Here is a 15,445-nt window from a genome sequence, read left to right as displayed (position 1 = left end):
TCCTCATCCGGCGCAGCACGAAAGCTGCTTCACGTCCTTGCTGAAGGTCTGCGCCGCGAGCTTCAGCCCTTCGACCATGGTCAGGTAGGGGAACAATTGGTCGGCCAGTTCCTGCACGGTCATACGGTTGCGAATGGCGAGCACCGCCGTCTGGATCAGTTCACCCGCTTCCGGGGCCACCGCTTGCACGCCGATGAGCCGTCCGCTACCTTCCTCGATGACCAGCTTGATGAAGCCGCGTGTGTCGAAGTTGGCAAGCGCACGCGGCACGTTATCCAGTGTTAGCAGGCGACTGTCGGTCTCGATCCCGTCGTGATGTGCTTCCGCCTCGCTGTAGCCCACGGTGGCGACCTGCGGGTCGGTGAACACCACGGCCGGCATTGCGGTCAGGTCCAGGGCCGCATCGCCGCCAGTCATGTTGATCGCCGCACGAGTGCCGGCCGCTGCCGCCACATAGACGAACTGCGGCTGGTCGGTGCAGTCGCCGGCCGCGTAGATGTTCGGGCTACTGGTGCGCATGCCCTTGTCGATGACGATGGCCCCCTGCGCATTGACGGCTACCCCCGCCGCTTCCAATGCCAGGCTGCGCGTGTTCGGTGTCCGGCCGGTGGCGACCAGCAGCTTGTCGGCGCGCAATTCACCGTGCGTGGTGGTCAGCACGAATTCACCGTCCATATGGGCGACCTGGCTGGCTTGCGTGTGCTCCAGCACCTCGATGCCCTCGGCACGGAAAGCGGCTGTCACCGCCTCGCCGATGGCCGGGTCTTCACGGAAGAACAAGGTATTGCGCGCCAGGGCCGTGACCTTGCTGCCCAGCCGGGCAAAGGCTTGCGCCAGCTCCAGCGCCACCACCGACGAGCCGATTACGGCAAGGCGTTCGGGAATGGTGTCGCTCGCCAGGGCCTCGGTGGAAGTCCAGTAGGGTGACTCTTTCAAGCCCGGAATCGGCGGGACCGCCGGGCTGGCACCCGTGGCGACCAGGCAGCGGTCGAACATCACGACGCGCTCGCCACCCTCGTTCAAACTAACGATAAGGCTCTGGTCGTCCTTGAAACGCGCTTCACCGTGCAGAACGGTGATGGCTGAATTGCCGTCCAGGATGCCTTCGTACTTGGCATGACGGAGTTCTTCGACACGGGCCTGCTGCTGGGCCAGCAGCCGCTCGCGCAAGATCGTCGGCGGTGTGGGTGGCATGCCGCCGTCGAATGGGCTTTCCCGGCGCAGATGGGCGATGTGGGCGGCGCGGATCATGATCTTGGACGGCACACAACCGACGTTGACGCAGGTGCCGCCGATGGTGCCGCGCTCAATCAGCGTGACCTGCGCGCCTTGCTCGACGGCCTTCAGTGCTGCCGCCATCGCGGCTCCACCGCTACCAATGACGACGACCTGCAACGGGCGTTCGTTGCCACTGGGCTTATCAGCGGCCCCTATCCAGCCGCGCATCTTGTCGAGCAGGCCGGCGCGGTTGTCCGTCGGTGGCGCATCGGCAAGCGTTGCCTCGTAGCCCAGTCCGGCCACGGCGGTAGTCAGCGCATCCGATGACGTGCCCGCCTCAATGGCGAGTTGCGCTGTGCCCTTCGGATAGGACACCAGCGCCGATTGCACGCCGGGCACTTTCTCCAAGGCTTCCTTGACGTGAGCCGCGCACGAGTCGCAGGTCATCCCGGTGATTTTCAGGGTGGTCATGTATTTTTCCTTTTCTGTGGTGGCTACGGCTGTTGCCGTCAGCCACGTTGTTCTGGCAATTCACAGCTGTCCGGCCCGCAGCGGCGATGTGCTGGCGAGATGAAATCCCAGACCGACACCCCAACCATCAAGGCCAGGCCGACATAGAGCAGTCCACCGCTCTGCCAGCCGTAAGCCCGCATTAAAAACACCGCTGCCAGCACCAAGATCGGGCCTATCGTGCCGAGCGCCGTGCGTCGCCACTGTCGATGATTGAGCCAAGCGATAGCATTGGCGAGTAACGCGATGCCGGCGAACATCGGCAGCAGGATGCCAATGAATAGCCCCTCGTACTGGCTCAAGAAGCCCAGTCCGATGGCCGCGCCAAAGCTGGCGATGGCAGGAAAACAGGCGGCGCAGCCCATCGCGGAAACGACGCTGCCGAGCGCGCCGGTTTTGCCAGCGATGCGCGTGATGAGTCCCATGTGTCGCTCCCGAGTTCGGTTAACGGATCAGCGTTTGAGGCTGGACGGATAGCCCGCGTCCTCGGTCGCCTTGGTCAACTTCTGGACGTTGGTCTTGGCATCGTCGAAGGTGACGACGGCCTGGCGCTTGTCGAAACTTACGTCGGTCTTGCTCACGCCCTCAACCTTGGAAAGCGCGTGCTTGACAGTGATCGGGCAAGAGGCGCAGGTCATGCCAGGCACGGACAGCGTGACGGTCTGGGTGGCGGCCCACACGGGGGCAACAACGGCAGCGAGGGCGAGGGCGGCAAACAGTTTTTTCATGATGAACTCCTGTGATTAATAGAAAAATGGCATGACGTAGGGAAATCCGAGCGAGACCAGGACCAGCGCGGCCACGATCCAGAAAATGAGCTTGTAAGTAGCTCGCACTTGGGGAATCGCGCAGACCTCACCCGGTTTGCAGGCTTGCGCCGGGCGGTAGATGCGCCGCCAGGCGAAAAACAGCGCGACCAGCGCTGCGCCGATGAAGATCGGGCGATAGGGTTCCAGCACCGTCAGGTTGCCGATCCATGCCCCGCTGAACCCCAAGGCGATCAAAACCAGCGGCCCCAGGCAGCAGGCCGACGCAAGAATGGCGGCCAGCCCACCGGCGAAGAGCGCGCCGCGCCCGTTTTGTGGTTCAGACTTTTGTGGTTCAGACTTTTGTGGTTCAGACTTTTGTGGTTCAGACATACGCTTGTCCTTTCAAATTTGGTTTGGATAGCTTAAGCTTACTTCCGTAGTTATGTACGGAGTCAAGCGATATGCAAATTAATTTTGAGAATCTGACCATTGGCGTTTTTGCCAAGGCGGCCGGGGTCAATGTGGAGACCATCCGGTTCTACCAGCGCAAGGGCCTGCTGCCGGAGCCAGACAAGCCCTATGGCAGCATTCGCCGCTATGGCGAGGCGGATGTAACACGAGTGCGGTTCGTGAAATCGGCCCAGCGGCTGGGCTTTAGCCTGGACGAAATCGCCGAGCTACTGCGGCTGGAGGATGGCACCCATTGCGAGGAAGCCAGCGGCCTGGCCGAGCACAAGCTCAAGGATGTGCGCGAGAAGATGGCCGACTTGGCACGCATGGAGGCCGTGCTGTCTGAACTGGTGTGCGCCTGCCATGCGCGGAAAGGGAACGTTTCCTGCCCGCTGATTGCGTCACTGCAAGACGGAACGAAGCTCGCTGCATCGGCGCGGGGGAGTCACGGGGTGACTACGCCTTAGCGTGCTTTATTTTCCGAATTCTGAGACGACCCCTTGCTGAAAAGCTCGCGCCCATCAGGGTTGGCACAGGCGATCATGGAAGTGGGGCGCGTCAACAAGACGCTGTACCTTCTAAATTATATTGATGATGAAGATTATCGTCGGCGGATCCTGACGCAGCTAAACCGGGGAGAAGGCCGCCATGCTGTGGCGAGGGCGATCTGCTACGGGCAGCGCGGTGAGATCAGAAAGCGCTATCGTGAAGGTCAGGAAGATCAACTGGGTGCACTGGGCCTCGTCACTAACGCAGTGGTACTGTGGAACACACTTTATATGCAGGAAGCCCTGAGCTGGATGCGCAGGAATGGAGAAGAAACCGGGGGTGAAGATATCGTCCGGTTATCCCCACTGATGCACGGGCATATCAATATGCTGGGGCATTATACGTTCACGCTACCGGAGGATATTTTGAAGGGGGAACTGAGAGAATTAAATTTTAATTTAAACAATGAATTACCTTCTTAGCGTACGTTTTCGTTCCATTGGCCCTCAAACCCCTTTATGAAGTAAGAGATACAAAACGAGGCGGAAGAGAGTTAATGACTAGTATCAGGTTTGATCGCTGAAGCATATTTATAGTGGATATCCATAGCATGTCTAAATGCCGAAGACTCATTTACTAATCTTTTTTTATCAGAAGTTTCATTCTGTACAGATTTCACACGGCAATTCAGTTCGCCATTTTCATCAATAAACAGACTTTCCAAAAAATCAACAATAAACTGATGTGAGTCTTCATTAAGGCTATTTACAACCTTACCAGTCTCATCAAATCGTGAGTCCCAAACAGGTTCTACATTGTAGGCATCTATAAATTCTTGAGATGCTGTGACACACTGTCCGCCCTGATACTGCTGACTGGAGACATTAACAACGCGATTTACGTTGCCAAATGCTTTCTCTCTGGCCTGTACCTCAGTAGCGCCAACTCCGCATAGCTGGATAGTAATACTGTCATTTGTCGAATTAACATGGATAATCGCTTTCAATTCTAAAACCCTCTGTTTTATCTATTTCAGCCATAGACTAAATGCGTTGACTACTAATGATATATTGCGCGAGTTTGATGTTGAGACATACCATGTTGCTTGAAAGTTCCGGCATCATGCGGGATTCACTACGAATTAAATAGGGTTCCAGCCCCCCAGAATATGCCCCAGATGTTACAACGGTCAACTGGGCAATGGGATTATTTAGTTTACCTACTCCTGCCAGGATATCGTCCTCAACCGCAGCGATATAAACTGGGGAGGCAGCGATCACGTAATCATCAGTAGGCCTGGCTTCCATTAACGTCCCTATGGAATTCTCCGATCTTTCCTTCCCGAATGTATTTGTTAATTCCCGCCACCAATGGCGGTGACTGAACGGTAAATTATGAAAGGTGGCTTCATATACGTCGACGAGGTCCCGACTATTCAAAAAACCCAACCCGGCAGAGATCACCCACAACTCCAGGTTTTCCGTCGTCCGTAAAATCTCTTTTGCCGTTGACCAGTGATTCCCAGTATAGAGCGATAGGGCGGGTACCGGTGATGCACTTTGCGACCGTCTTATGGTCGCTGCCCAACTGGCCATAGCCTCTTCAGGTGTCTCTCCGGCCCGGATGCTCAGTTCCGCACGGGAGCCGCACTGGAAGTGCTTACCTTTGGTACAGGACGTTATTAGGTGTGTAATTCGCGACGCCGTCATTTTGTTGCCCTTAGCCCAATGTGTGCAATCACTGTCTATCAGTCGTAACAGCCCCTCATCCGTGATAACGACCAAAGAGGAGGCCCGAACAACTATCCCATTATACATTTAGTCATGCCTTTACTAATAACTAGTTACCACAAAAAAACCTCGCGAGGTGACGGTGTCACGCTTATTGGCCTTTTTTAGCTCACTTTATGTACTATGGGATTTAATTATCGGTAAATCCCATAGTTCAAATAGCACCCCCCATAGTGTAATTGCGGCTAAAACCCTTATTAATCAGTCATGTAGCGCAATGGTTGTGCATTCAGGGGATGCGATCGCCACTTAACGGGTTGCGGGTTGTTGGTCACCCGACATCTGTGTGCTAATCTTTTTCATCATTAGTCACTAGTAAAGGCTTCACTATATATGACGCTACGAGAATTTTTTTAACGAGAGAGGTGGATAGGCCAGTGAAAATCTCTCAGCCAAAACAGTGGGAAAAGGATCGTGAAATGAGCATGAATTCGCAGCCGGAACTGAAGTTGAGTACCCGTACCGAACAACTCGCCAGTAGTCGTGATGCCGCTATGCAAAAATTTCTGGACGGCATGACGCTGATTGCCGAAGCCTCAGCAATTTGCGGGTTTTCACTGTTTAACAGCAAAATTATGGCCCCTAATGCTTTTGGCCTTCCTGCGTCCCTGGCCGCAAGCATCGAGGAAGGGCGACAGCAAATAGACCGTAAGACATGGAACAATCTTTTTGAAGAAACGGGTATTGACCGATTCTGGAATCACAACCAGCGGGCAGAGTTCCGTGAGTCTCTCCGGAACGCTCCGCCAATTGCGTCGTTAACCGTAATCCGCAGTACATTGCGCCAGGCAGTTGCCATGCGCAGCATTACACTTGCTGAAGGGTTTGTTGATCTGCTATGCCAGCTTGATCGCCGGTATAAAACTAATGCCCAGCAATTTGTGATGCCAAAAAAACTGGTACTACGCGGCATTTTTCCCGACTCGAACATGATGAGATATAATGGCTTTTCTCAGGATAATCTCTTCTATTTAAACGACTTTGAGAATATCGTTTGCATCTGCTCCAATGCAGCAACACCGCCTGTCGGCAGTGGAATGAACATGTACGATCGGCTTGCTGTCTTACGGAAAACCGATTTTACGGGTGACATTACCGACCCGAAGGGCTGGAAGTGCCGATTGTTCGAAAATGGTAACGTCCATATCTCAGTTGAGTGTGAAAGCCTGCATAACGCACTGAATGACCTGATTAGCATTTATTTTGCCAACCAGATCCCGGCCAAAGGATAAGAATGATGACTGACAATGTAAATTTGATGAACGGGGATGAACAGACAGCGTCCAGTTTAAGTGAAGATACTCCAAAAACGCCCCCTCTAAGCCCCGAGTTACTGAAGAATTCCCCTTACTCGTCAATAGCTAAGGTTAAATATTTCACCGAGATTGAACAAATCTGCCTCGATAAGAGCATCAGCACCGAAAACCTCGACCAGTTTTTCAAAGCCCACTGGCTGCGGGATAAAATGGGGGGGTCTTTTGCCCGGGCTCAGGAGATGCTGGCGGCCTACAAGCAATACGTGGACGAGGTGCCCGAAGAAGCACGCGCGATTGAAATCCCTGACCAGATTAAAGATGCATTCAGTGATTTTACTGCGTTTATCACCTGGTACTTCCGCTTAAGCTATACGGCTATCCAGAGTGATAGCGTGAAAATTGCGAAGGCAGAAATTACTCAGTTACGGCACCGGAATGCTGAAATTCTGGAAGAACTGTCACAGTCGAAAGAACAGGCTACAGTCCTGAATAACGAAAAAGTTAACCTGATTAACCTGCTGGAGCAGCAGCGTGAACTCTCCAGTAAATTAGAAGATTCACTTCAGGAAGCAGAAGAAACTCTGGCAGGAACTCAAAGTGAATTACAGCATGCCCAAAACGAGATCCAGCTTTTACAGCAGACAGTAGGGACACTGAACCAGCAACTGAGTGAGCGCAAACAGGAACTGGCCTCGCAGCAGGAGTATCAGAAGCAGCTTAATGATGAAAATAAAGCGCAGCAGGTAGAGCTGACCGCCCTCAACAGCCAGAATGAAAACTTACAACGGACCGTGTCTGATTTAAAGTCCAGTGTCAGTCAGCTTGAACAGGACCTTTCTTCATCACAATCCCATGCCTCTGAATTGAGCTCATCTTTAGCCGAAAAGGACACGGCCCTGACGCTCGTCCGGTCGGAGCTCTCAACAGCTAAAGGGACGAATGAACAACTACGAGCTGAAGCACAACGCTTAGCTGATGAGAACCTGGTGTCCAAAAAGGTCCAAACAGATCTGACAGAAGAGCTTCAGCAGCTCAGGAATCAGATGATGTCCATGGAAGCGACACTCAATGCGGAAAAGACCATTGCAGAGTCTTTACGAGGAACAATCAAGCAGCTTACCGAAGCTATGACCGGCGTAGTTGCTATCAAACCTAAATCCCCAGGGGCATCAAAACCGCGAAACAAAAAGACGACATAACTGCTCCCGCCAGGAATTTGCTATAAACTTAAATTCCTGGCGCCCGTAGGCTCTTTATCCCGTCCGGAGGAGTTTACGTCCTTCCGATAGCATTTGGCTGATTTTCCCCGAGTCACTGATCTCAAGAGCATCAACCAGGCTAGTGATCCCGCCAACAGCTTGCTGCTGCGAAATAGCTCCCAGCTTATAGTCATCGAGTACTGCCGCCAAAAACGCTTTCAGTTTAACCTGTTCACTCATCGAAAGTATGTACGCCATTTTTAACCCCATTTTAAGGTTGTGATTCGGGTGAATTGTATTTTTTAGCTTCAGGGAAATGAGGGAGATCCTGGGATTCCGTCTTCTCCGTAGCATCCCAGTGCCACCATCCATAGGCCCCATATTCCTGGTTGTAATACGCCTTCTTAAGTTCCTTTCGCGCAAGATAGGCTGGTGTCGACATTCCGAAAACCTCCATCGGGAACGGCTTATCACTCCGGGTATCAAGTAAATAAAAATCGGGGAATACATCGCTCGCACTTGCGTCATACCGCATAGGCTTAACATAGTGCCGGTGTTCGGCATCCAGTTTACGGGATACAATCGCTTCGTATGAGGAGTCCAGAGGTATCCAGTTATCACTCACCAGCATAAGCACTATCTGATGAGCTCGTGCAGAGAGACCTCTAGTGGTCACAGATACGGGAGAGGTAAGTGCAAAAACAACAACTTTGCCACCATTTTTCCAGGCTGCATATTCCAGTGGGAATCGCCGCTTCACGCTATCCCAGTGCCCGTCTGAGTTAAAGAAGGTAAGGGGCATACCGCCGAAGTTACGCATAGGAAGAAACTTCAGTGGCTTCTCATGCTTTTCTGCGTCATAGCGCGGCAGTACTGATAGCAGCAGCAGTCGCTTGTCGCTCAGTTCTGCGGACGACAACAGCTTAACCTGCTCACTGGCCACTTTGCTTTTAGAGTCCGCCACCCCGATAAAGAGATGGTCGCCAATACACGCTCTACCTGATTTGACCTGCTTTGCGGCGTCCAACATCCGGTAGCGAACCAGCGAATCATTTCGCTTCCCGGCCATATTCGGATACCAGACATTAAGACCGGCTTCAGTCCACAACAGACTCAGAAGTCCGGACAGGGTCATTGAAGCCTGTCCACCTTCAGGTCGCTGGTTTTGGGGCGGGGTAGGAACCTCTGACTTTTCCGGCGGATCTTTCTCCGTCATGCCTATTCCGAGGCGTATTGACATGGTCCCCTCATTGTTGATGCGTACAACATTGCTGGCATAACCCTTTAACCCCGTATGCCTGGCATCAAGGTCGAAAAACACGCACGATGGATCATGCTCAGTGCCGGTATTTGCAGCCTTAATCAATATGAAGGTATCACTGTTTGGTAGCGACCGGACGTACAGACGCTTTGCGCCTTTGCCCCGGCATCCGCAGGTGATCACAGATTTCTGCCCGGACGTGTGGTGTGCTTTCTTTAGGGCCGACTGCCATCCCTTTACATACTCGTTCTGCGTCTGAAATTCAGCCGAGTATCGTTTCGTGTTTGGTTCGTCATCGTAAGCAATAAATACTGCAAACTTCTGGCCCATGGGACCTCCTGAAATTTAAAAGACTAATAGCCCAGCCATCTCAATACATCCTGCGCGTTGTACTCTTCCTTCTCACCCAACTCGGAAAAAAACACGTTGATGTCGCTGGCCTCAACGCCATGTTTAGCAAGCTCCTGGAGAGCCCTTTGTTTTGTAATAGTAAGATCTTCAGCTGAATCAAAATACGTCATCAGTACCTCCTGATGAAGGCGATAACTGAAGCAGGCTTACTCTTCCTGCCCAGGTTTTATCTGCGTGAATGTTAATATTTTGTGAATTAAACCATTACGTTACCCTGTTAAATCACACAGAAGAATGACTATGATGCCGCTTCAAACTCTCCCTTGAGCCGAGCCGAAACGGCAGTCTCAATACGGCTCCGAAGCAAACTGGCCACGGCCGCAAATACGTCGACGATGACCGAATTCCCGAACTGGCGATAGGCCTGCGTATCAGAGACTGGAATGCGAAAAGTAACTTTTCCCGGTTGCTCGAACCCCATAAGGCGGGCACATTCTCGCGGGGTTAAACGGCGTGGGCGCCTTGCCAAATTGACAGGATCATTAAAGTGCTTTTCGCCTATGCTAAAATCCCATCCCCGGTCTAATAAAATTTCAGATCCATCCCGATAATAGCGTGCGCTGAGTGTTCTGCAAACCACTGTTTCTATTGATGAATCTACCAAACCATAGCCAAATCCATTGCCTTTTGCCTGGTGCTTTTTAGCGTAGTTATAAAGGTATTCCCAGAGCTTTGGAGAAAGGATGTAACGGCTATCGACCTCAGCGTCCAGCAGCTCCCTAAGGGTTGGCCGTCGTGAAGGATAAAGAGCGGATACACCACTTAGCGAAAAGCCATCATTGAGTTTCAGATCACGGCGGAAACCGACCAGCACGATACGTTCCCGGTGCTGAGGTCTGAAGTTCTTACCGTCAATTATTTTGGGGTCCTTTGCTCCGTGAGCATCGGAGTCGGCAACATCGTAGCCGAGCTCATCAAGCGCATTCATGATGATGCGGAACGTATTGCCTTTATCGTGACTCTTCAGATTTTTTACGTTCTCCAGAACGAAAATGGCAGGCTGTTTGGCTCGGATGATCCGGGCAACATCAAAAAAAAGGGTCCCCTGGGTGTCGCATTCAAAGCCGTGCTTTCGGCCAAGGGAGTTCTTTTTGCTGACACCGGCAATACTGAACGGCTGGCATGGGAAACCTGCGAGCAAAACATCATGGTCTGGGATGGATGCATCGATAGAAGCATAGGCCTGGTCATCCGAAACATCGGGAAGATTACTGAGTGTAATGTCCCGGATATCTGAGTTGAAATGGTGCTCAGTCTCGTCACAGTACCAGTTTGCACTGTAAGTCCGTCGGGAGAACTGATTCCACTCACTGGTGAACACACATTTTCCGCCGATGGCGTCAAAACCACTCCGGAGGCCACCGATCCCAGCAAACAAGTCAATAAATCGGAAAAACTTCTGGTCATAGTCCGCTGGCCGAGAGGGGAGCAACGTTCGAAGATAACGATATCCTTCCTGGGTGATTTGGCATTCATTAACTGCACCTTTAATCTGGCGAATAAGCGTTCCCCTCGACCATTCGCTGCCGGTTGCAGCATTAAGTTGCTCAGCCAAATCCTTCACGTCGTAGATGCTTGCAACCTGCACCAGTAATTTATGGATAGAGGAAGGTGTCTCATCATTAAGCAATGCTGTTATTGCAGGCTCAGTTCTATCGTTGTACATCCTTACTCCGTGAAATGTGATTAATTTAGGTTCTCAGACTACCACGCGGTGAAAATTCAATTTTTTGTTAAAGGCCTTTATTTTCATCTCCTGTATTAAAATTTTTATCCACTCAAATTGCCTCCGTTAACAGAAAATCGCCGAGTTTCTAATTGGTACAATAAGCGCGTCAAATCACACGACTTATTTGTTACTACGAACCATCTAATTCAGGGAGAACGTATGACTCTTTTGAAAAAGTTACTTTTGCCGACATTAATCGTCCTTTTCCCGGTGGCAACTCTTGCTACCCAATCATCATTTGAAGCGAAAGTGGTAAAAATTATCGACGGGGACACAATCACCGCGCTCGATGGTCAGAATACAAACATCAAAATCCGCTTGTACGGTATTGATGCCCCCGAAAGTAAGCAGGCCTTTGGACAAAAGGCTAAACAAGCGTTGAGCTCCGCGATTGCTGCACAGAATATTACGGTAATAGACCACGGACCTGATATTTACGGCAGGATGCTGGGAACCATTTGGCTTGATGGTTATGACATAAACGCCTCAATGGTAGACAGTGGCTATGCATGGGTATACCGGTTTGACGGTAATGCCATCGTCCCAAACTATCTGAAATTCGAAGCTTCAGCGCAGAAAGCAGTTAAAGGCCTCTGGGTAGATCCGAATCCCGTTGCCCCCTGGGAGTGGCGCCAGCAAAACCAGAAACCTCAAAAGACGAAAAGCAGGGGGTGACCGCGATGACAAGACAACATCCTTTATTGAAAATTGCGCTTAATAACGATGGACATCTTTCGTGGCCAATTTTACCCGGACAAACTCAGCGCTGCCCAACGTGTCTGCGAGACGTTATTCCGGGTCCGGATGGGGATTTAGTACATCAAGTGGAGGAGGGCGTTAACCCCTGCACGCCATCTGTAGATGTTGTCATTTCAAAGTCGATCATTGAACTCCTCAGCGCAGGTGAGCGCCTATATGTTAACCCAGTTAAGAACGCGAATAGAACACTGGCCCCATCGTTTATCTTTCTGCACAAAGACCAGCAACTTCGACCATTTATAAATACGGACTATCAACCAGCAGGGGCCACCTGGAGAAGTGATAAAGGGAACAGACTTGGTCTTTTCTATATGGATGAGCGAGCGTCTAAAATTAATAAGGACCAGTTCGATTTTATTGCTGTAATAGACCCATCTACTTTTCAAGCAGAATTTGAGACCTTATGGTCCATGGGCGAATTTGATAACCCCCTTACCGCGTTACAGCACTCACTGGTTTCAGAGAATATGTCATCTGTCTGGGTGAAATGGCCTGTTAAAAACCTGCAATCGAGGAAAGAATCGGTGAAGTCCGATTACTGGTATGACTATTATACACCTCACTACCCAGAGGAGCAGGCAGCTTGCACGGCAACCGTGATTGGAATAGACGGAAATGTATCCGGGGAAACTATTTACATGCTCCAGATCGCCCTAGACCGGTCGACAGTTGAGTACCAGCTTGTAAAATCGCTAGGGGTCATATTGCTACTGGATAATACGGGAAATTTGGTATCGGAGGCGCAGCCTCACTTTGATATAATCATCAAAGCTTGCATCTCGGGCGTCAGAGACTTTGTACGTCAAAATCCTCGAATGCGGAGTGTGGAGCATCAGATTACCAGTGCAATGCCTGGTTAGTTAAATCATGAAGGATTTCCAATGACATGCAGCCGGTTGAGTTCTGATTCGATTGACGGGTTCACCTTTTTCATTTCGCCTCACGGTCAGGGATGTAGACTGTCTGTCGAACCTGAATACCGCCGCAATGGAACACAAAATTTCGATGGCTGGTTCCCTCGATATTACACTAAGCCACAATACGCTAAAGCAGCATTGACACGGTTTCTTGGGGAACCTGTTAATTGGTTGGATTGTAATGACCATAATTAGGGCTTTCAGACAGTTAGCCAACAAAAAAATCTTTAACTCACCAACAATATTGAGAATTACCAAATGGAAAATCTGGATGTTGTATCAGCGGTAGATTTTTACTTAGAAAAAGCATTTTATTTATTTGGATTCATAATGTTAGGTATGGCATGGCTTACTTTCCGTGCTGGTTCAACTTATCAGCATTTTAAAAATGCTGATAAGTTAGTCAGTGAAGGTAGAGGATCTTTCTCAAGCGGTGAAGAACCTGAAATGATCCGGCGACTTAAGTTCCAAACATTGATCTGGTACATTGCTAATTGTGTGGTGTTAGCACTATCCACTATTGTTTTTGGGTATCTATTTTATCTACTTCACAGTTAATCAAACAAGGAGATATTTTTATGCACGAGAATCAGGCACATCAAATAATTGACGCACTAAGTAAAGATAAGTATATCTACATTGCCCTTATGATTTTAGTCATTCACCTCTTGATGAAGCAAGTGAATAAACATCACGATAAGCTTGTAACTTCAAGGCGTATTTATGATGACCATAAATCTGGCAAAGCACTCGATGAAACACCAGCCGAAACCTTGACCATGATGAAAAAAAGCTTTATTTCCATCGTAGTTAACTTATTTTCAATTATTAGCGTCACGGTACTGGCTGCATGTTTTTTCATCTATTTTTAGTTCAGTAATGGTACAGATAGTTCCGCTGGTACCTATGGCGGTCTATCTGTATGAGTTTAAAAAATTTTTCTAGTAACGAAGGACCTAAAATGATTAGGTAAGAACGGGGTAAGCCCGTCCTATGTCCTGGATGGTGATAATGCAGGTTGCCCACAGGAAAATCATCATGGAAATCCCAAATCCCAAATCCCGTGCCAGTGCGTAATCCAAGAAGTAAAACGTAACCCATTGATTTATATGTCAATGCAGTTTTAAAATGTCACCTCTTTCTGCAAGATAGAAAGGGCACTTAAAGCTCATGTTTTGGTTGCGGTTCAACTTGTAAGGAGGTGTATAATTTCCTTGGGATTTTTCTAACAAAGAAGGATTACAGGAATGAGTGGGAATTACTGTGCATTTTATGTTGCTGAGCCTTTTCATGAGGGCGCTCTGGGAGCTCATGCTACGAAAGACTTCGTTTATTACAACACACTGAGAATGTGGAAAGGAGCGGACTCCGGTTTCCCTTTTACCAATTCACACGATACAACTTATAACGTTCGTGATGGCAGTAACTGGGAGCAAACTTTAATGCCTCGCCTCAGACAGCGTCTGCGGAATTCTAAGAATATTATTCTATTCCTGAGTGATCGAACTATAAATTCTCGCGCTCTACGAGAAGAAATTGATTACGGTATTAATTCCTTGGGGCTTCCTGTAATTGTAATATACCCTGACTATGACACAAAAGAAAGTTTGCTAGTTAACAACATTTTAAAGCAGCAAATACAAAATTTATGGTCTAAGATTCCCGCATTCAGAGATTCAATGCATTTAGTTCCCACGTTGCATATCCCAATGAATAAAGCTCTTATCAGACAATCACTGGCAGATAGTAAGTTTATGGTGAAAACCAAAACTGTTCCAGATGTATATAGATATAGCGCATAATGTAACTTAAGCGCCGATTGTGGCGCTTTGTTTTTGCATAGATATAGGAATATTAAATGTCTAAGGTTAGTCTCTGTGACAAGCAGGTTTTCAATGAGTTTAAGGGATATGCATCATTATTGTTCGGTTTTATCGGTGCAGTTGTTATTTTTGTCGACATTCCTGCAAATCAAAAAATTGCGGCAGGTTTAGCTTGCATTGCAGTGCTTATTATCGCCTATCTTTGGTTATGGTACAGAGCAAATAGCTTGAGGGAGATTAATCTAACCATTGAGGAAAGTACTGTTATCATTAAAACAGGAGATATCTTCAAACAGGAGGGTTTGAAAGCGATCGCTTTCAATGAATATTTTGATACTCAGGTTGATGAGCGAATTATTGCCGGAAGTAGTCTCAATGGTAAATTTATCAACGAACATTTATCTTGTACTGTAAGTGAGTTGGATGATTACATTAGTAACTATAGGTTCGATGCCGAAGAGATAAAAGATAGAAATGAGGAAAGGATTGAAGGTAAAAAGCAAAAATTTGAAATTGGCACTATTTGTGTTTATGGTGATTACATACTCACTGCGCTATCTAAGTTTGACGAGCACAATGTAGCTCATCTCACAATGCCTGAGTATTTAGGTTTTCTAATAAGTTTTTGGGATAAGGTTAATCGAGTCTATGCTCAAAAAAGTGTTTCTGTCCCAATCTTTGGGTCTGGACTTACAAGAATAAAAGGCCACAAAATTATCGATGAGCAAGATCTATTAAAGATAATGCTTTGGACTTTTAGGATAAGCGAAATGCGATTTAAACATCCAGCGAAATTAACAATAATGATCCATGAAGGGAAGATAGATAAAGTCAATCTTTTAGAATTAAAGACAGCAAGAAATGGCTTGTGATTAAATTAATGA

At 48.9% G+C, this 15,445-nt stretch carries 19 protein-coding genes and 1 pseudogene; 10 read left to right on the top strand and 10 right to left on the bottom strand.

The annotated features are described in order from the left end of the window. Positions 1 to 3 precede the first annotated feature (3 nt). From merA to merT, 4 genes are read right to left on the bottom strand one after another with little or no spacing between them, the layout of a single operon-like run. Complete coding sequence (merA, locus tag C3F35_RS26075; protein WP_000209296.1) at positions 4 to 1,689, bottom strand: mercury(II) reductase; 1,686 nt, start codon at positions 1,687 to 1,689, stop codon at positions 4 to 6. 38 nt (positions 1,690 to 1,727) lie between these two features. Continuing rightward, the gene (gene merC, locus C3F35_RS26070; protein ID WP_000522996.1) at positions 1,728 to 2,153 is read right to left on the bottom strand and encodes an organomercurial transporter MerC; all 426 of its coding nucleotides are present in this window, start codon (positions 2,151 to 2,153) and stop codon (positions 1,728 to 1,730) included. 27 nt (positions 2,154 to 2,180) lie between these two features. Next, positions 2,181 to 2,456, bottom strand: coding sequence for a mercury resistance system periplasmic binding protein MerP (gene merP, locus C3F35_RS26065; RefSeq protein ID WP_000732275.1), 276 nt, complete (start codon positions 2,454 to 2,456; stop codon positions 2,181 to 2,183). Between the two features lie 15 nt (positions 2,457 to 2,471). After that, on the bottom strand, positions 2,472 to 2,867 hold the full coding sequence (gene merT / locus C3F35_RS26060) for a mercuric ion transporter MerT (RefSeq protein WP_001294653.1): 396 nt from the start codon (positions 2,865 to 2,867) through the stop codon (positions 2,472 to 2,474). A 71-nt stretch (positions 2,868 to 2,938) separates the two neighbouring features. Between merT and merR the strand changes: the two genes are divergently transcribed. Continuing rightward, positions 2,939 to 3,394: an Hg(II)-responsive transcriptional regulator gene (merR, locus tag C3F35_RS26055; RefSeq protein WP_001166628.1), complete on the top strand. Its 456-nt coding sequence runs from the start codon at positions 2,939 to 2,941 to the stop codon at positions 3,392 to 3,394. A gap of 33 nt (positions 3,395 to 3,427) precedes the next feature. Next, positions 3,428 to 3,898, top strand: a pseudogene (locus C3F35_RS26050) (Tn3 family transposase); the annotation flags it as partial. 71 nt (positions 3,899 to 3,969) lie between these two features. Here the strand turns inward: C3F35_RS26050 and C3F35_RS26045 are convergent. Then, on the bottom strand, positions 3,970 to 4,422 hold the full coding sequence (locus C3F35_RS26045) for a hypothetical protein (RefSeq protein WP_040115233.1): 453 nt from the start codon (positions 4,420 to 4,422) through the stop codon (positions 3,970 to 3,972). Between the two features lie 37 nt (positions 4,423 to 4,459). Beyond that, entirely contained in the window at positions 4,460 to 5,125 is a 666-nt protein-coding gene (locus C3F35_RS26040; RefSeq protein ID WP_040113341.1) for a DUF6884 domain-containing protein, read from the bottom strand. Between the two features lie 458 nt (positions 5,126 to 5,583). On the opposite strand from C3F35_RS26040, the gene C3F35_RS26035 reads away from it, so the two are divergent. Together C3F35_RS26035 and C3F35_RS26030 are read left to right on the top strand one after the other, a co-directional pair. Next, positions 5,584 to 6,438 carry a DUF4942 domain-containing protein gene (locus C3F35_RS26035; protein ID WP_223866326.1) on the top strand — a complete coding sequence of 285 codons (855 nt, stop codon included), beginning with the start codon at positions 5,584 to 5,586 and terminating at the stop codon, positions 6,436 to 6,438. 2 nt (positions 6,439 to 6,440) lie between these two features. Then, on the top strand, positions 6,441 to 7,661 hold the full coding sequence (locus C3F35_RS26030; protein WP_032610436.1) for a hypothetical protein: 1,221 nt from the start codon (positions 6,441 to 6,443) through the stop codon (positions 7,659 to 7,661). Between the two features lie 54 nt (positions 7,662 to 7,715). Here C3F35_RS26030 and C3F35_RS26025 read toward each other — a convergent pair whose 3' ends face one another. The 4 genes from C3F35_RS26025 to C3F35_RS26010 all read right to left on the bottom strand — a co-directional run bounded on the left by C3F35_RS26025 (position 7,716) and on the right by C3F35_RS26010 (position 10,999). Next, positions 7,716 to 7,919, bottom strand: a complete 204-nt coding sequence (locus C3F35_RS26025) for a hypothetical protein (protein ID WP_024191726.1) — start codon at positions 7,917 to 7,919, stop codon at positions 7,716 to 7,718. A gap of 13 nt (positions 7,920 to 7,932) precedes the next feature. After that, positions 7,933 to 9,252, bottom strand: coding sequence for a DUF1173 family protein (locus C3F35_RS26020; RefSeq protein WP_040113328.1), 1,320 nt, complete (start codon positions 9,250 to 9,252; stop codon positions 7,933 to 7,935). 23 nt (positions 9,253 to 9,275) lie between these two features. Then, positions 9,276 to 9,443, bottom strand: coding sequence for a hypothetical protein (locus C3F35_RS26015; protein ID WP_016246550.1), 168 nt, complete (start codon positions 9,441 to 9,443; stop codon positions 9,276 to 9,278). Positions 9,444 to 9,571: 128 nt separating this feature from the next. Then, the gene (locus tag C3F35_RS26010; protein ID WP_015062959.1) at positions 9,572 to 10,999 is read right to left on the bottom strand and encodes a DNA cytosine methyltransferase; all 1,428 of its coding nucleotides are present in this window, start codon (positions 10,997 to 10,999) and stop codon (positions 9,572 to 9,574) included. 222 nt (positions 11,000 to 11,221) lie between these two features. On the opposite strand from C3F35_RS26010, the gene C3F35_RS26005 reads away from it, so the two are divergent. The 6 genes from C3F35_RS26005 (at position 11,222) to C3F35_RS25975 (ending at position 15,433) form a co-directional block, all read left to right on the top strand. Beyond that, positions 11,222 to 11,737, top strand: a complete 516-nt coding sequence (locus C3F35_RS26005; RefSeq protein WP_015062960.1) for a thermonuclease family protein — start codon at positions 11,222 to 11,224, stop codon at positions 11,735 to 11,737. Positions 11,738 to 11,742: 5 nt separating this feature from the next. After that, the gene (locus tag C3F35_RS26000; RefSeq protein ID WP_015062961.1) at positions 11,743 to 12,681 is read left to right on the top strand and encodes a hypothetical protein; all 939 of its coding nucleotides are present in this window, start codon (positions 11,743 to 11,745) and stop codon (positions 12,679 to 12,681) included. Between the two features lie 315 nt (positions 12,682 to 12,996). Beyond that, the gene (locus C3F35_RS25990; RefSeq protein ID WP_016246547.1) at positions 12,997 to 13,296 is read left to right on the top strand and encodes a hypothetical protein; all 300 of its coding nucleotides are present in this window, start codon (positions 12,997 to 12,999) and stop codon (positions 13,294 to 13,296) included. Between the two features lie 20 nt (positions 13,297 to 13,316). Further along, the gene (locus C3F35_RS25985; RefSeq protein ID WP_016246546.1) at positions 13,317 to 13,610 is read left to right on the top strand and encodes a hypothetical protein; all 294 of its coding nucleotides are present in this window, start codon (positions 13,317 to 13,319) and stop codon (positions 13,608 to 13,610) included. A gap of 375 nt (positions 13,611 to 13,985) precedes the next feature. Beyond that, on the top strand, positions 13,986 to 14,540 hold the full coding sequence (locus C3F35_RS25980) for a TIR domain-containing protein (protein WP_004862036.1): 555 nt from the start codon (positions 13,986 to 13,988) through the stop codon (positions 14,538 to 14,540). A 56-nt stretch (positions 14,541 to 14,596) separates the two neighbouring features. Then, positions 14,597 to 15,433, top strand: coding sequence for a macro domain-containing protein (locus C3F35_RS25975; protein WP_004862033.1), 837 nt, complete (start codon positions 14,597 to 14,599; stop codon positions 15,431 to 15,433). The last annotated feature ends 12 nt before the right edge of the window (positions 15,434 to 15,445 follow it).

This window comes from Leclercia sp. LSNIH3 (genome assembly GCF_002935105.1).
Taxonomy (GTDB): Bacteria; Pseudomonadota; Gammaproteobacteria; order Enterobacterales; family Enterobacteriaceae; genus Enterobacter; species Enterobacter adecarboxylatus.
The sequence above is the reverse complement of the archived record's forward strand: the minus strand, read 5'-3'. Positions and strand labels throughout refer to the sequence as shown.

What these genes read in the sequence shown, in the direction of transcription:
- C3F35_RS26025 (WP_024191726.1), bottom strand. Translation starts at nt 7,919, where the DNA reads ATGGCGTACATACTTTCGATGAGTGAACAGGTTAAACTGAAAGCGTTT.
- merC (WP_000522996.1), bottom strand. Translation starts at nt 2,153, where the DNA reads ATGGGACTCATCACGCGCATCGCTGGCAAAACCGGCGCGCTCGGCAGC.
- merP (WP_000732275.1), bottom strand. Translation starts at nt 2,456, where the DNA reads ATGAAAAAACTGTTTGCCGCCCTCGCCCTCGCTGCCGTTGTTGCCCCC.
- merT (WP_001294653.1), bottom strand. Translation starts at nt 2,867, where the DNA reads ATGTCTGAACCACAAAAGTCTGAACCACAAAAGTCTGAACCACAAAAG.
- C3F35_RS26015 (WP_016246550.1), bottom strand. Translation starts at nt 9,443, where the DNA reads ATGACGTATTTTGATTCAGCTGAAGATCTTACTATTACAAAACAAAGG.
- C3F35_RS26040 (WP_040113341.1), bottom strand. Translation starts at nt 5,125, where the DNA reads ATGACGGCGTCGCGAATTACACACCTAATAACGTCCTGTACCAAAGGT.
- C3F35_RS26020 (WP_040113328.1), bottom strand. Translation starts at nt 9,252, where the DNA reads ATGGGCCAGAAGTTTGCAGTATTTATTGCTTACGATGACGAACCAAAC.
- C3F35_RS26000 (WP_015062961.1), top strand. Translation starts at nt 11,743, where the DNA reads ATGACAAGACAACATCCTTTATTGAAAATTGCGCTTAATAACGATGGA.
- merA (WP_000209296.1), bottom strand. Translation starts at nt 1,689, where the DNA reads ATGACCACCCTGAAAATCACCGGGATGACCTGCGACTCGTGCGCGGCT.
- C3F35_RS25975 (WP_004862033.1), top strand. Translation starts at nt 14,597, where the DNA reads ATGTCTAAGGTTAGTCTCTGTGACAAGCAGGTTTTCAATGAGTTTAAG.
- C3F35_RS25990 (WP_016246547.1), top strand. Translation starts at nt 12,997, where the DNA reads ATGGAAAATCTGGATGTTGTATCAGCGGTAGATTTTTACTTAGAAAAA.
- C3F35_RS26010 (WP_015062959.1), bottom strand. Translation starts at nt 10,999, where the DNA reads ATGTACAACGATAGAACTGAGCCTGCAATAACAGCATTGCTTAATGAT.
- C3F35_RS25980 (WP_004862036.1), top strand. Translation starts at nt 13,986, where the DNA reads ATGAGTGGGAATTACTGTGCATTTTATGTTGCTGAGCCTTTTCATGAG.
- merR (WP_001166628.1), top strand. Translation starts at nt 2,939, where the DNA reads ATGCAAATTAATTTTGAGAATCTGACCATTGGCGTTTTTGCCAAGGCG.
- C3F35_RS26005 (WP_015062960.1), top strand. Translation starts at nt 11,222, where the DNA reads ATGACTCTTTTGAAAAAGTTACTTTTGCCGACATTAATCGTCCTTTTC.
- C3F35_RS25985 (WP_016246546.1), top strand. Translation starts at nt 13,317, where the DNA reads ATGCACGAGAATCAGGCACATCAAATAATTGACGCACTAAGTAAAGAT.
- C3F35_RS26030 (WP_032610436.1), top strand. Translation starts at nt 6,441, where the DNA reads ATGATGACTGACAATGTAAATTTGATGAACGGGGATGAACAGACAGCG.